Raw genomic sequence first — 14,621 nt, forward strand, 5'->3', positions numbered from 1 at the left:
TCCTTCAGTTGGGTTCGACCAGGGTCGACAGGATGGTGCGCCAGACGCGCTGGGCCTGCCGGGCCGTCAACGCGGTTTCGCCGTGGCTGGCGCTCGGATCATCGTTCGCGAATACCTGGACGCGGACCGATACGCCGCGTACATCGGCATCCACCGACAACAAACGCGTGCCCGCTGTTCTGCCTGGTACGCCGGCCTTGCCGACGCTGATGATCCATCCCATATCGTTCTCCCTGTCGTGATCGGCCTGGATTGGCCACATGCGTTCTCTTTGCTTGCCTGTCTCTATTTGCAAGGCATGTGCCAGGAATGGGCGATGGCATGGAGTCTAATTATAAGTAGTTGATTGAAATAGAAAATTTTTCGAAGTCATCAACCTGTGCTACCGCCATTACAAGCTAAATTTCATGGTAAATTTATACCTAAATATAAATTTTTATAAATATGAAAAACAAGAAAAAGGTCGTCATCGGTTTTATCGGTACTCAGCTCGACAGTGGAAAAGGTAGCGCACGTTGGGAAAAATGGCGGCCGACGGTGGCGCTGGCACAGCACGAAGACGTGATCATCGACCGTATCGACTTGCTGTTCAGCGGCCACCACGATGCGCTGGTGAAGCAGGTGACAATCGATATCGGGGCGGTTTGCCCGCAAACCGAGGTCGTGCCGCGCCAGGTCGCCATCGACGACCCATGGGATTTCGAGCAGGTGTATGGCGCGCTTTACGATTTCGCCAGGGACTATCCATTCGACCTGGAACGTGAGGAATACTGGATCCACATCACGACTGGTACGCACGTGGTGCAGATCTGCCTGTTCCTGATGACCGAAGCGCATTACTTTCCGGGCCGGCTATTGCAGACTTCGCCACCGCGGCGCCACACCCCGGGCGCGCCGGGCTCCCTGGCGCTGATCGACCTCGATCTGTCGAAATACAACCAGATCGCGCAGCGTTTTACGCGCGAGCAGCAGGAAGGCGTGGCATTCCTGAAATCCGGCATCGCCACCCGCAACCCGCGCTTCAATGCAATGATCGACGAGATCGAACGGGTCGCCATCAAGTCGCGCGCGCCGATGCTGTTGATGGGGCCGACCGGCGCCGGCAAATCCTTCCTGGCGCGCCGCTTGTACGAACTAAAAAAGGCGCGTCGCCAGATCGATGGCAGATTTGTCGAGATCAATTGCGCCACGCTGCATGGCGATGGCGCCGGTTCTACCCTGTTCGGGCACGTCAAGGGGGCCTTCACCGGGGCCGCCGCCGAGCGCGCCGGTTTGCTGCGCAGCGCCGCCAAGGGGCTGTTGTTCCTCGACGAGATCGGTGAACTGGGATTGGACGAGCAAGCCATGCTGCTCAAGGCGATCGAGGATAAACGCTTCTTGCCGGTCGGTGCCGACCAGGAAGTACACAGCGATTTTCAACTGATCGCCGGCACCAACCGCGACCTGGCACAGGACGTGCGACATGGCCGCTTCCGTGAAGATCTGTTCGCTCGCATCAATTTATGGACCTATGAATTGCCGGGCCTGGCCGAACGGCGCGAAGACATCGAACCGAACATCGATTACCTGCTGCGCGCGTTCGGCGCCGAGCATGGGCAGATGGTCCGTTTCAACAAGGAGGCGCGCGACCGCTACATGCGTTATGCGCTGTCGCCGCAGGCGCGCTGGACCGGCAACTTCCGCGACCTGTCCGCTTCCGTGATGCGCATGGCGACGCTGGCCGAAGCGGGCCGCGTGACCAGCGACATCGTCGATGGCGAGATACTGCGCCTGCGCCGCCTGTGGCAGCACGACGCCGAAGCGCCGCTGCCATCTGCAAGCACCCCTCAAGATCGTGCTCTGAAGCGACTGCTGGGCGGCGAGGCGGCACAGCTCGACCACTTCGATGCGGTGCAACTGCAGGCGGTGATCGACGTGTGCTGCCGCTCGGCTTCGCTGTCGGAGGCGGGGCGCAGCCTGTTCGCGGTCTCGCGCCAGGCCAAGCGCCAGCCGAACGATGCGGACCGGCTCAAGAAATACCTGGCCCGCTTCGGGCTGTCGTGGGAGGCGATACGGCATTTTGACGCTTCATGACGCCGATGGCGCAGTCTGTCGCAATCCCGGCGTTGGTGCATGTTCGCCGGCCTATAGTGGGTTCATCAACCCTGTATCGGAGAACATGACATGAAAAAATTGCTCAGCACCGCCCTCCTCGCCAGCACCATGGCGCTCGCTGCCAATACCGCCTGGGCCGAGGACGTGCGCGAAAACCGTCCGGTGGACGCCGCAGTATCGAAAGTGCGCCTGGGCGGCATCGTGCGCTTGACGCTGCGCCAGGGGCCGCCGTCGCTGGTGCTGTCGGGCGAACGCCGTTGGGTGGCAAAGATCACGACCACGCAACGCGGCGACACCCTGGTGATCGACATGGACAATGCTACCCGCATGGAAAACAACAAGGGCGAGTTGCGCGCCGACCTGACGGTACCGAATCTGCAGGAATTCGTGTCGCAAGGCGTCGGTTCGAGCGAGGTGTCCGGCTTCAGCGGCAATAAGGTAAGGTTGTCGCTGGACGGTGCGGGTGCGGTGAAATTTACCGGGCAGTATCGCGAAGTCGATGCGCGCCTGGGCGGTGTGGGCGGCTTGACGCTGGACCCGGGACAGGCCGACCGGGTAGAGGTGCGCCTTGGCGGCGCTGGCCATATCACGGTGAGCGGCCAGACCAAGCTGCTGCGTGCCCACCTGGGCGGCGTCGGTGGACTCGACGCTCAACAATTACGTGCCGATACGGTCGACCTGGACATGTCGGGCCTGGGCGGCGCCAGCGTGTTCGCCAGGACCGCTGCCAACGTCAACATGAGCGGTATGGGATCGGCCACCGTCTATGGCAAGCCGGCGACGCGCCATGCGACGACCAACGGTTTTGGAAAAGTCAGCTGGCAATGACACGCCGTTCAGGCGGGTACGATCGATGGCGCGCGGCCAGCATGCCGGCATGTGGCGCAGGCCGCCATGCCGGCCATGAGCATTAGCGGATGACCGTGTCGTTCTTTACCGAGGTCACGCCTTTGATGTTGCGCGCCAGTTCGACGGCGCGCTGAGAGCTTTCGCGCGAGTCGACGAAGCCGCTCAGCTGGACCGTGCCCTTGAAGGTTTCAACCTTCACCTGAGTTGCCTTGACCGTCGGGTCGGCGGCGAAGGCGGCTTTCACCTTGCTGGTGATCACGGCATCATCGACGTATTCGCCGGTGCCTTCACGGGTTGCGGTAGGAGCGCATGCTGCAAGCGACACCAGCAGGGTACCGGCGATGACGGATTGGGCGATGGCGGACTGGAAACGGCGAGTAAAGGTCATGGCAATTCTCCGAATTTATTGAGCTTTTATTATTCCCAATTTCGGTTTAGCCTGTCGCCCGATACTGTTGCGAAAACGCGACCGCGATCGATCACGGCGCCGCGACCGCACCTGCATGGCCACCCGAAGCGTTATCTAAACGTACGGCAATGCGTTGTGGCGGTAAGTCATGGCCGAGCACCAGGCGCACGTCGGCGCGGCTAGCCAAGGCAACTTCGACCGCTATATTGGCGCCGAAGCGTTGCGCCAAGCGTTCGGCCACCCCACGGAACGCCGGCTGATATTCGATGCGGGTCTGGCGTACCGCGAAGCCCTTCTCGTTACTCAAGCGCACGATCTTGACGCCAGGCTCCTGGATCTGGCGCGACAGCCTGCGTGCCATGCCTTGGCGGCCATTACCGTTGCTGATTTCGAGGGCGGCAAGCACGAGAGGCTGCGATTGCTCTCCTTCCTTCTTGGCCGTCTCCTTGTGCGCCACGCTGGCGGAAGCGACGCGGCGCAGTTCGAGTAATCCGTTGCCCTTGTCAATCACCTCCGTGAACGCCCATTCCTGGTCCGGTTGCCGGACACGTTGTACTGCTTGCTCAATTGCAGGCAATTTATGCCCACCGGTTGCGGTAGCGTAATCCACTTGGAAATCATGTTCGCGCAGCGCGCTGGCCTGGCGCAGCATTTGCCGGGCGCGTTCATCCTGGCCGAGTTTCTGCAGCGTCTCGCCCAGATATTGCCAGGCGCGTTGGTTGAGCGGATCGAGCAGGCAGGCTTTTTCTAGCGCCGGCAAGGCATCGTTGAAGTCGCCCTGGAGGTAATGAGCATAGCCGAGGTTACCGAACAGGAAAGCGTAAGCCGGGCCAGAATCCATCGTTGCTCCACGGGTAAGCTCGCGCCAGATCGGGATTGCCTTGGCGTAATCGCCCTGCTCGGCATAGGCGATCGCCAAGCCGTTTCTGGCATTGACGTGGGCGCCATCGGCTTGCAGCGCAGCCTGGTAAGCGGCGATCGCTTCGGCGGGGCGCCGCGCCAGATGCAACATGCGGCCGCGCTGGTAATGTTCATCTGCAGGATTGGCGTGGGCAATGGCCGACGCCGTCTGCGGGGAAAAACCGCCGCAGCCCAGCAGCGCGCCGCTGCATAGCAAAGGCAGTGCGACAAGCGCGGCACGAAGATGGATTCGGACTGGCATGGTGATCTCCCAAGATATCAATCACTGCTGAGGACGGTACCGAACATGGCCATGAGCTGCAGCGCAGCCGGGCCGAGCAACACCATCAGCAAGGTCGGAAAAATGCAGAAAATGAGCGGGAACAGCAGCTTGAGGCCGATCTTGGCGGCGGCTTCCTCGGCAATCATGCGGCGCTTGGTACGCAGGTTTTCCGAATACACCCGCAAGGCATCGCCGATGCTGGTGCCGAAGCGTTCCGACTGGATCAGCATGGCTACCAGCGAATCGACGTCGTCGACACCGACACGTAACGCGAAATTGCGCAGTGCTTTTTCCTTACTGAAGCCAGCGCGCATTTCCATCAAAACCAGTTGAAGTTCCTGCGCGAGCATCACGCTTTTGATATGAATTTCTGCAGCCACCTTGACCATCGCTCGTTCCAGGCTAAGACCCGCTTCCACGCATACGGTAAGCAGATCGAGCGCATCCGGAATCGTCTCGAATATCTCGCGTTTGCGGAATTTGACGAAGCGATCCAGCACCATGTTCGGCAGGTAATAACCGAGAGATGCAGCCAGCAGAAGCACGAGCAGTATCGCGGTACCGCCGAGTTTTGCCGACGGTACCAGCGCCAGCGTGATGCCGCATACAGCCGGCATGAGCAGCGCGAGCACGGTCTTCGATGCAAAGTACAGTGCCGGTGCAGCCGGATTGCGCCAGCCGGCATTCATGAACCGGGTACGCAATGCCGATTTTTCCCATCCCTCTTCCGGCACCGAAAGCTTGCCCAGTGGCCGCACGGCGCGCGCCATGCGGTCGACCCAGCGGCTGCCATCCGCTTTGTTGCTTTCGGAGCGCGCGCCCATGAAGCTGGCGAGCCGGGCCCGCAGGGTGGCCGGAGCGAACAGAATCATTCCGAGCCAGGCCAAGCCGCAGACGATCGAAAACACGAGCAAGAGAAACAGCAATTGTGCGCTAGTCATGCAATGGCTCCTCAGATGCGGATGCGGATCAGCTTGCGCAGCCAGAGCACGCCGATGACGATCATTACCAGTGCTGTCCACAACAGCCGGATGCCGGGCGGCGTGGTCCAGAGCGGTTTGATGTAGTCGAGGTTGGTCAGTGCCAGTACGCCGGCAACGCCGAACGGCAACAGACCCAGGATCCAAGCGGACATCCGTCCTTCCGCCGACAGCACGCGTACTTGCGCCGCCAATTTCAGGCGGCTGCGGATGATGTGGCTGATGCTGCTCAGGATCTCGGCAAGGTTGCCACCGGTCTCGCGCTGGATCAGGATCGCAATGATCAGGTAGCGCAGGTCGGTCAGCGGAATGCGCGCGGCCATATTGTGCAGCGCTTCGCTCATCGGCACGCCATAGTTGATTTCCTCACGGGCAATACGGAATTCGCCGCTCAACGGTTCGGACAGTTCGTTGCCGACGATCTGCAGCACGTTGGTGAACGAGTGCCCGGCGCGTAACGCCCGAGCGATGAAGTCGGCTGCATCCGGCAACTGCTGCTCGATATAGGCCAGGCGCCGCGCCCGTGCACGTCGCACCAGCGCCAGCGGCACCAAGGCGCACAGCAGCATCACGCCGGCGCGGATCGCCAGTGGCATCGGCCACTGCACCACCACGGTAGCGCCGGCCAGTAATGCGCCCGCGGACCAAAGCAGGAACATCTCGACCGACCATTGCTTCCCCGACTGGATCAGCAGACGGTCGAGCCAATGCGCGATCGCGAGGCGATGCAGCAGCCGGTCGACCGCTTCATGCCGGCCGAAGCGGCGCTGCTTCAGGATCGAGACGCGCTCTCCGGCACGGCCCGGGCTGCCGGACATGAGTTGCAGGCGACGCGCCACGCGTTGCGCCGCGGCGCCGTGGACATTCACCCACCACAGGTAGATGCCTTCGATGGCAAGGATGATGGCGGCAAACAGGAAGACCGCAAAACCGTAAAAAAAGATGTCCATGCGAGACTCCGCGGCGGGCGCCGGCTAGGTAAAGATGCGATCCGGATCGAAGGTGTCTTCCGGCACCGGCGCGCCGAACATCCTGAGGCGCTCGGCGAAACGCGGACGTACGCCGGTCGCGCAAAAATGTCCCTGCACTTTGCCCTCGGCGTCGACGCCGGTCTGCTCGAAACGAAAAATCTCTTGCATCGAGATGATGTCGCCCTCCATGCCGGTGACTTCCTGGATGCTGACCACCTTGCGCGTACCGTCGGTCAGGCGCGTGGCTTGCAGGATCACGGTGATGGCCGAACAGATCTGCTGGCGGATCGCGCGCGGGGTCAGGCTGACGCCGGCCATGCCCACCATGTTTTCCAGTCGCGCGAGCGCGTCGCGCGGCGTGTTCGCATGGATCGTCGCCAGCGAGCCTTCATGACCGGTGTTCATCGCCTGCAGCATGTCCATCGCTTCGGCACCGCGCACTTCGCCCAGGATGATGCGGTCCGGACGCATACGCAATGAGTTGCGCACCAACGCACGCTGCGTGACTTCCCCCTTGCCTTCGATGTTGGCCGGCCGTGTCTCGAGGCGCACCACATGGGGCTGGCGTAACTGCAGTTCGGCTGCATCTTCGATCGTCACGATGCGCTCGTTGGACGGGATAAATCCCGAGATCAGGTTCAGCATCGTGGTCTTGCCACTGCCGGTACCGCCGGAAATCAGGATGTTGATTTTGGCAATTCCAAGACTTTCGAGCACCTTGACCATCGGCGGCGTCACACTCTTGTAGTCGAGAAGGTTCTGCACCGTCAGCGGCGTCGCGCCGAAGCGCCGGATCGATACCAGGGGGCCGTCGACTGCGAGCGGAGGAATGATCGCATTCACGCGCGAACCGTCCGGCAGGCGTGCATCCACCATCGGACTGGATTCATCGACGCGCCGGCCCACGCGCGAAACGATCTTCTCGATGATCTTCATCAGGTGCGCATTGTCATGGAAGGTAATATTCGTGAGCTCCAGGCGGCCGCGCCGCTCGACATACACTTTGCTGTGGGTATTGACCAGGATGTCGGACACGCTCGGATCGTTCAGCAAAGGTTCCAATGGCCCGAACCCCAGCATCTCGTGCTGGATGTCGAGTACCAGGTTGTGTCGTTCCTGCTGGTTCAGCACGATCCGTTCTTCTTCGATGATGCGTTGCACCAGCAATGCCAGCTCGTGCTTGAACTGTTCGCCGGTCAGTCGCTTGAGGCGTTCCAGGTCGATCCGGTCAAGGACCATCTGGTGCATTGTCTTTTTCAGCTCTCGGTAAGCTTGTTGCGCCACCGCCGGTACCGGCTGATGCTGGCGTTCCTCGTCGGTTCCGGACAAGCGCTCGCGCAAGGACATGGAATGCTCCTTCTGATTAATAATCGACTTCACTACGTCCGAACAGGCGATCGAACAGGCCGCTCTTGGTTTCGATGATACGGCGCGCCGTCACGATTTCGACCAAGTCGGCCAGGCTGCGCGCCGCCGGACTGCCGCGCGCCAACTGCAGTACCGGGATTCCCTGGTTGACCGAGTCGGTGACCGCGATGTAATCGTTGGGGATGGTATGCAGTACTTCCGCGCCCAGGGCCGCGTGCAGGTCTTGCAGGCGCAGCTTGCCGCCTTTTTCGTAGCGGTTGACGATCAGGCGGATATGGTCGGTGAGGTAGCCGAGCGAGCGGAAGATGTCGAGCAGCCGGCGCGCGTCGCGGATGTCGGGCAAGGCCAGCTGCAGCACTGGGTAGATGGCATCGGTCGTATCCAGTGCACGCAGCGAGACGGCGTCGATCTGGCGGCCGACGTCGAGCAAGATATAGTCATAGTGCTGACGCGCCACGCGCAGGATGATGTCGATGTGCTCCGGCTTGGTTTCCACCGACTGGCTGGGATCGTCGGCGGCGGCCAGCACGCCGAAGCCCGGCGCGACGTGGACCAGGCAGGATTCGAGAAAGGGACCGTCGATACGCGCGATCTGCTGGCAGACGTCGGACAGCGTCATCGCCGGTTTCTGGTCCGAGACATACAGCGTGGCGTCGCCGAACTGGCGATGCAGGTCGATCAATAACACCTTCTTGTCGGCCAGGGTCGCCAGCGCGTAGCCGAAATTGGTCGAGATGAAGGTCGCGCCGCTGCCGCCTTTGCAAGCGATGAAGGCGAGTACCTTGCCGTCGTGGACCGATGCCACGCCGGCGCTGGCGGCGATGCGGTCGATCGCCTCGTGCAGGGCGCGATGCACCAGCGGCAGTTGCAGCACTTCGCGCACGCCGACGCGCATGGCGCGGATCAGGATGTCCGGGTGATGGTTATCGGTCAGCAGCATGAAGTGCGCCGACGCATAATGGCGCGTCAGGCGCTCCAGCAAGTCGCCATCGGCGGTGTCGGCATCGCTGATGTCGACGATGACCATCCCGGGGCTGTCCGCCAGTGGACGGTCGAGGGCGTCACGCAGGCTGTCGCGGGTAGTGGCAACGTTCAATGGCGGCACGCGCGCCGCGCCTTGGGAGGAGATCTCCGCGTAAAGCTGGGTGTCGCGGCTGATCAAAAGGGCTTTCATCTGTTTCCTCGGAACGGCATTCGATCAAGTCCATACAGGAGTCGTATGACGCTGCGCCTTCATGCCAGATCGGCGCGAGCTGTCTCATTTGATGCCGCCTCCATTGACCAGCGATTGGTTGGCTCTGGTATCGGTGTCGATAAAGGAGCGCAGGTAGCGTGTCTGGGCTGCGCCGGCAGCGGCGCCATCGATGCCGGCGGCCGGATTCGTGTTCATTGCAGCGGCCGGACTGATCGTCTGCGCGGAAAGGTTGGCGCGCACTGCAGTGCCGAAGCTGTCATCGAAGTGGGGAGTTGAAGCGCATCCTGCCAGCGCGGCGCCCAGCAACGCCACGAGTGTCGAGCGGTTACATCTGATAGCCATCGCTTCCTCCTATTTCAGTTCGAAGCCGGTGCTGCTCTGCGATGAGCGTGGCGTCGACACGGGCGTGGAACCGGATGCCGTCGTGACGTCCGGTGCAGGACCATCCAGCTGGCCGCCGAGCAGGATCGTGCCGCGCGAGGGAATACCGACCTTGTCGGTCGGCAGTTGGTAACCCGGGCCGGCCAACGGCTTGACCAGGCGCGCAGTGATCACGAATACCAGTTCGGTACGGTCCTGCTGGTAGTCGGTGCTGCGAAACAGTGCCCCCAGTATCGGCACCTCGCCAAGCACCGGCAATCCCTTCAGATTGGCCGCCAGGTTGTTCTTGATCAGTCCGCCGATCGCAAAACTCTGGCCGTCATACAGCTGAACGGTGGTACTGGCCCGGCGCGTGGTGACGACTGGAAGGATTGCCGTGCCCGAGGTGCCCGAGGCAGACACACCGATCCCGTCGCGCGACAATTCCGATACTTCGGGTGCGACCTGCAGGTTGATGCGTCCACCCGACAGGACGGTCGGCATGAAACGCAAGCCGACCCCGAATTCTTTCTCGGCCAGGGTGACGCGGTTATTTTCCTGAGCGACCGGTATGTAAAACTTCCCTCCCGCCAGGAACGTGCCTTCCTGGCCACTGATTGCCAGGACATTGGGCTCGGCTAGCACGCGCACCAGACTATCCTGCTTCTCGGCACCGCCGACAAAGTTCTTGTCGAGAGATTTGCCCGCAACGTAATTGCCTTGCGCTTTCCCGGTAACGAAATTCGTCACCAGAGCCGCTGCCCAACTGCCGTGACTGAACGTCCAACTGGCGTTGGTTTCCAGGCGTTCGAGCAGGGTCTTCGAAACCTCCGCGACCTTCACCTCCAGCAGCACCTGCTGCGGCGCAGTCACCGCCAGCAGATTGACGATACGCGCACCAGGGGGATTGCCACCCGCATTAGATTGGTCGGACGTGGATTTGTCGTCCTTGTCCGGCACACTGAGTGCGCGCAGCGGACGACGCACATAGGCATTCGCCAGCTCTACCACGCGGGCCACCGCACTGGCATCGCTGACGGCGCCGCTCAGGATCAGCGTGTCGGCAGCCGCGGTCACCTTGATGTCGCGCTCATCGGGCATGACTGCCGCCAGGGTGGCCTGCAGCGGTGCCGGATCGATCGCCACCGTGATGTCCAGCACACTGCACAGGCCGCTCCTGCCCTGCACGATCATGTTGGTGGTGCCGACATCGACACCGGCGATGTACAGGGTATCCGGCGCAACCAGCAATGCCTGCACCACTGACGGGTTACCGACACTGCGATGCTGCACCGCTTCGGGCAGGCGCATCAGACTCGATTTGCCGACCTGCAGCGCCAGTTGAGCCGGTTTGGCTGCCTCACCGCGGCAATTCGGTCCGATCTCGGCACGTAGCGGCGCGGCCTGATCCGGATTTTCTCCACTCTGCGCCTTGGACTTGGCGGCGAATGCAGGGTCAGCCAAGGCCAGGGCCAGGCCAGCGACAAACAGGCTACGCACCATCGGCGTATGCATTAGACATCCGTTCATGGCATTACCCCGGTATGAATTCAGAAGCATTCCTGCGTCATGCGCAGGCCATTGAGCACACTGACGCAGTCACGTTTGACCGGCGCCGCCACCTTGACCACCACCGGCGCCAGGCGTGGGGGAGGAACCGGTTTGGGCGCCGGTTTTGGCACCACCGGCGGTTTCGCTTGCGGCAGCAGCGTGAGCTTGGTCGCGCCCTCGGTGGATGCCGACTGCGGATCGACTTGATTACGCAATGCCAGCGACAACGAGCCGACGCTGCGTGCCAGGTCGAGCGTTTCAGCCTGTTGCGGTGTCACCTCGAGCGTGACCGCATTGACGACCTTTGGTTTGGTCTCGTCGCGGTTGACCTCCTGCGCGATCGCCAGCACCAGAATTCGCTCTAGCACGATCTTCGAGATGTTCTGTTCGCGGCTGTCGGCGCCGGGCGCTGCATCCTTCTGGGTGCTGACGATGATGTCGACATAATTACCAGGCAGTGCAAACCCGGCAACGCCGACCACGTCATTGACGCGCACCGTGATGGCGCGCTTGCCTTCCGCGATCAGTGCCGACAGGCCGCCTAACGTGCCTTTCGGCGCCAGCTTGGCTTCACTGATCGGTTCGCCCATCACGAGATTATTCTTGAGGACACGGCCATTCAATTGCTGCGGATCGGTGAACGCATCCTTCGGCATGCTGCCGACCGGCCATTCCGCCAGCTTGAACATGTCGGGCGCCAGGCGCTGGCCGAGGCTGATGTCGGCGCCGGCAACGACGATCTGCCCATTGCCGCTACCCGGCTGTTTCAGCAGCCAGCGCGACGCGAACACCACGGCAGCCAGTCCGAACAGGATGGCGACTGCCATCACGATGAAAGCGCGCTTGTTTTTCACTTAGGCCTCCGCGTCGTCAGCGATGAACATGCTGTGCCAGGCTTGCTCGACCGCCGCCATGGTCAAGCGTGCGTCGCTTCCGGCAAAGCCGGCGAAGTCTGCGATCCGGTCGAGCAGCTCGCCTGGATAGCAGGCCAGAAGGGCACGCCTGGATTGCGGATGCAGGCGCTCGATCAGGTGGGCGGCCGCGCCGTCGTCATATTCGATCCCGCGCATCAGGCACTGACGGCGCAGCAGGGAACGGTAGGCGCCTGCCGGCCAGGCGCCGATTTCGGCCTTGTAGCCGATGCGGCGCAACGCGGCATCGTCGAACACGGCGGTCGGACGCAGATTGGTGGCGAATACGATGGCGGCATCGAACGGCATCGACTCCGTCTGGCCGCCCGGCAGCGTCAGCTGGTCGATACCGGTATCGAGCGGCCCGATGAAACGATTGAGCAGTTCAGCCGCCGGCATGCGCTGGCGTCCGATATCATCGATCACCAGCATGCCATTGTTGGCCTGCAGGTGGGGTGGTGCATGATAGACGCCCTCCTCTGCGTCATAGCGCAGTTCGAGCATGTCGCGTCCGAGCTCGGCACCGACATGGACCAGGGGCCGCTGTGCGATGATCCAACGTGCGTCGCAGCTGCGGCGTTCTTCCTGCTGGCGTGCCAGCTGCAATGGAGCGGCGTGCAGCGCCGGATCATAAAGGCGGATGACATGGCGCCCGGCCATCAAGGCATATGGCACGGCGATCGGTCCTGGCAGCAGCCGGCCGAGCTTGTGCGCCAACTGCGTCTTGCCGCTGCCGGACGGGCCATGCAGCAACAAGGAACGGCGCGCGTAGAGTGCTGCGCCGAGCGTGTCGCGGGTGGCCTGCGCAAGCCCGTCTTCACCGAGCGCTGCGGCGAACACGGCCGGCGTAGTCCGTTCTGCATCTACATTGCGCAGTGCCTGGCGTTCGACCATGGCGCGGTAGGACGCCAGCGTGACCGGTGCCGGACCGCCGTAGCGGCAACGCGTCAGCGCATCTGCGGCGCCGCGCTGACCAATGGGCGTCAGTTGGTACTGCATGTCGATGTCGGATTCGCCGCACCAGGCGACTTCCACTTGCTGCTCGGCGATCAGGGGATTCAGTACTTCGCGCAGGATGCTGATCGACAAACGCAGCTTGCCGGCCAATACCGGTAGCGGTGCCTTGCCGCTGGCCTGGATCGCCTTGAGCACCAGGTCGGTGACGAAGCGCGGTTCAAGACCGGTGTCGCGCACCGTCTTGGCCTGGCGCGGCAGGATCGGCACAATATCAGTCTCGGCTGGCACGGCCGCTGGCGCGGCGCGGTGCATGATCACGGTATTGCCTGTCGATAGTGCTTCAAACATCGGAATCCCCTACGAGACGTCATGTTTTCTGAAACAGGGTCGGATTGATTCTAAAGACCGGCTTTTTGATCACCTTGAGGTTCGCCAAAGGCGGACTCAGCCGTGATGGTCGAGCAGGACGATGATGGTACCGATCGCCATTGCCAATCCATAGGGGATGGCCCCGGCACTCGTTTGCGGCGCCACCGCAGCGGCGTCAACACCCGGCGTCAGCACGCCATATAAAATTTGTTTTATGTTGCGTAGCGCCAGCCACAATCGGCCACGCCACAACACCATCGCCAGCGCCATGACACCCCCAATGCACCAGGACAGAATGGCTATTTCAAGCGCTTCATCCGGTCCGCTGAAAGCGCCGATCGTCATCATCATCTTGACGTCCCCGGCAGCCATGCCACGCATAATGTAAAAAGGCAGAAATAATCCCAGGCCGGTCGCCATGCCTCCCAATGCTGACAGCAGCGATGTACCGGGAGCGACGGACAGGCAATACAGGATAAATGCGCTGGACAGACCAGCCAGCAGCAGCAGATTGGGAATCCGGCGTGTCGCCAGATCGTTGATGGCGGCGGCGCTCACCAGTAGAAGCAGGACCACGTCAAGATACTGTTCGATTGGCATGGCTTCCTCCAAAACAGAACCTCCAGGCACGAGACCTGGAGGGGCATCGAACTTACGCAATGGCTGCTTGCAATTTTTCGCTGATTTTGCCGAACACGTTCGAAATATCGGCGCCCAGCACTTTGGCGGTCGCAGCGACTGCGATACCGACCAATGCTGCAATCAGGCCGTATTCGATAGCGGTCACACCATTTTCGTCAGCGACAAACGCTTTGAAAGCCGAGATCACGTTACTCATTACATACTCCTACTGTTCGATTGACAGGCTTCCTAAAAACAAAAACCCTCCAAGTACGAGACCTGGAGGGTTTGCCGGACTTACTTGATTGCGTCTTTCAGTTTGCCGCTGACGTTGCCGAACACGGCCGACAGGTCGCCGCCCAGCGTTTTGGCGGTAGCCGCGACTGCGACACCGACCAATGCTGCGATCAGGCCGTACTCGATGGCGGTCACACCACCCTCATCAGCTGCGAAAGCCTTGAAAGCCGAGATCACGTTGCTCATGAAATGCTCCTGTATGGTAGGTTGATAAACACGACACTGATCGGAAGGGCACTACTTCGACCACTACGCTTCTGACGGTCAACTACACCGTGTTTCCGTATCAGTGAGCTCACTATAAAAGGCGATGCTTTTGAGCAAGTTGACTACACGCAACTTTTTATTTTGAACTATTAACTTCTTTTAAGAATTTTCTGCTGTGGTGTTGTAAGTCGAACGAAAGCTTTTAAGCCGGAATCAAACAGCCTCAACAAAATCGAACTCGCATAATTGCTCAAGAAATAAAAAACAGATATTCTGTTTCGCTTGCTCTTCTTGAAACG

General features: G+C 61.2%; 16 protein-coding genes. 2 read left to right on the forward strand and 14 right to left on the reverse strand.

Translation table 11 applies throughout. The annotated features are described in order from the left end of the window. Nucleotides 1–4 precede the first annotated feature (4 nt). Nucleotides 5–262: a hypothetical protein gene (locus tag HH212_RS07310; protein WP_169434801.1), complete on the reverse strand. Its 258-nt coding sequence runs from the start codon at nt 260–262 to the stop codon at nt 5–7. Nucleotides 263–444: 182 nt separating this feature from the next. Here HH212_RS07310 and rtcR point away from each other — a divergent pair, with 182 nt between their 5' ends. Both rtcR and HH212_RS07320 read left to right on the forward strand, forming a co-directional pair. Then, on the forward strand, nt 445–2,073 hold the full coding sequence (gene rtcR, locus HH212_RS07315; protein WP_169434802.1) for an RNA repair transcriptional activator RtcR: 1,629 nt from the start codon (nt 445–447) through the stop codon (nt 2,071–2,073). Nucleotides 2,074–2,163: 90 nt separating this feature from the next. Further along, nucleotides 2,164–2,922 (forward strand): GIN domain-containing protein, encoded by a 759-nt coding sequence (locus tag HH212_RS07320; RefSeq protein WP_169434803.1) that lies wholly within the window; start codon nt 2,164–2,166, stop codon nt 2,920–2,922. A gap of 82 nt (nt 2,923–3,004) precedes the next feature. On the opposite strand, the gene HH212_RS07325 is transcribed toward HH212_RS07320, so the two are convergent. The 13 genes from HH212_RS07325 to HH212_RS07385 all read right to left on the reverse strand — a co-directional run bounded on the left by HH212_RS07325 (nt 3,005) and on the right by HH212_RS07385 (nt 14,301). Next, nucleotides 3,005–3,331, reverse strand: coding sequence for a BON domain-containing protein (locus HH212_RS07325; protein WP_169434804.1), 327 nt, complete (start codon nt 3,329–3,331; stop codon nt 3,005–3,007). A 91-nt stretch (nt 3,332–3,422) separates the two neighbouring features. Continuing rightward, nucleotides 3,423–4,514 (reverse strand): LytR C-terminal domain-containing protein, encoded by a 1,092-nt coding sequence (locus tag HH212_RS07330; RefSeq protein WP_169434805.1) that lies wholly within the window; start codon nt 4,512–4,514, stop codon nt 3,423–3,425. Between the two features lie 17 nt (nt 4,515–4,531). Next, nucleotides 4,532–5,476: a type II secretion system F family protein gene (locus HH212_RS07335; protein WP_169434806.1), complete on the reverse strand. Its 945-nt coding sequence runs from the start codon at nt 5,474–5,476 to the stop codon at nt 4,532–4,534. An 11-nt stretch (nt 5,477–5,487) separates the two neighbouring features. Further along, nucleotides 5,488–6,465, reverse strand: coding sequence for a type II secretion system F family protein (locus tag HH212_RS07340; protein WP_169434807.1), 978 nt, complete (start codon nt 6,463–6,465; stop codon nt 5,488–5,490). A gap of 24 nt (nt 6,466–6,489) precedes the next feature. Next, nucleotides 6,490–7,833, reverse strand: a complete 1,344-nt coding sequence (locus HH212_RS07345) for a TadA family conjugal transfer-associated ATPase (RefSeq protein ID WP_169434808.1) — start codon at nt 7,831–7,833, stop codon at nt 6,490–6,492. 16 nt (nt 7,834–7,849) lie between these two features. Continuing rightward, nucleotides 7,850–9,028 carry a CpaE/TadZ family protein gene (locus tag HH212_RS07350; RefSeq protein ID WP_169434809.1) on the reverse strand — a complete coding sequence of 393 codons (1,179 nt, stop codon included), beginning with the start codon at nt 9,026–9,028 and terminating at the stop codon, nt 7,850–7,852. A gap of 84 nt (nt 9,029–9,112) precedes the next feature. Next, nucleotides 9,113–9,391: a hypothetical protein gene (locus tag HH212_RS07355; protein WP_169434810.1), complete on the reverse strand. Its 279-nt coding sequence runs from the start codon at nt 9,389–9,391 to the stop codon at nt 9,113–9,115. 9 nt (nt 9,392–9,400) lie between these two features. Continuing rightward, nucleotides 9,401–10,924, reverse strand: a complete 1,524-nt coding sequence (locus HH212_RS07360) for a type II and III secretion system protein family protein (protein ID WP_229217617.1) — start codon at nt 10,922–10,924, stop codon at nt 9,401–9,403. Nucleotides 10,925–10,959: 35 nt separating this feature from the next. Continuing rightward, nucleotides 10,960–11,814: a Flp pilus assembly protein CpaB gene (cpaB, locus tag HH212_RS07365; RefSeq protein WP_169434811.1), complete on the reverse strand. Its 855-nt coding sequence runs from the start codon at nt 11,812–11,814 to the stop codon at nt 10,960–10,962. Then, nucleotides 11,815–13,176 carry an ATP-binding protein gene (locus HH212_RS07370; protein WP_229217618.1) on the reverse strand — a complete coding sequence of 454 codons (1,362 nt, stop codon included), beginning with the start codon at nt 13,174–13,176 and terminating at the stop codon, nt 11,815–11,817. Nucleotides 13,177–13,272: 96 nt separating this feature from the next. Next, complete coding sequence (locus HH212_RS07375; RefSeq protein ID WP_169434812.1) at nt 13,273–13,797, reverse strand: A24 family peptidase; 525 nt, start codon at nt 13,795–13,797, stop codon at nt 13,273–13,275. A gap of 52 nt (nt 13,798–13,849) precedes the next feature. Continuing rightward, nucleotides 13,850–14,035, reverse strand: coding sequence for a Flp family type IVb pilin (locus tag HH212_RS07380; protein ID WP_169434813.1), 186 nt, complete (start codon nt 14,033–14,035; stop codon nt 13,850–13,852). An 80-nt stretch (nt 14,036–14,115) separates the two neighbouring features. Beyond that, nucleotides 14,116–14,301, reverse strand: coding sequence for a Flp family type IVb pilin (locus HH212_RS07385; protein ID WP_169434814.1), 186 nt, complete (start codon nt 14,299–14,301; stop codon nt 14,116–14,118). Between the last annotated feature and the right edge of the window lie 320 nt (nt 14,302–14,621).

This window comes from Massilia forsythiae (genome assembly GCF_012849555.1).
GTDB lineage: Bacteria > Pseudomonadota > Gammaproteobacteria > Burkholderiales > Burkholderiaceae_D > Telluria > Telluria forsythiae.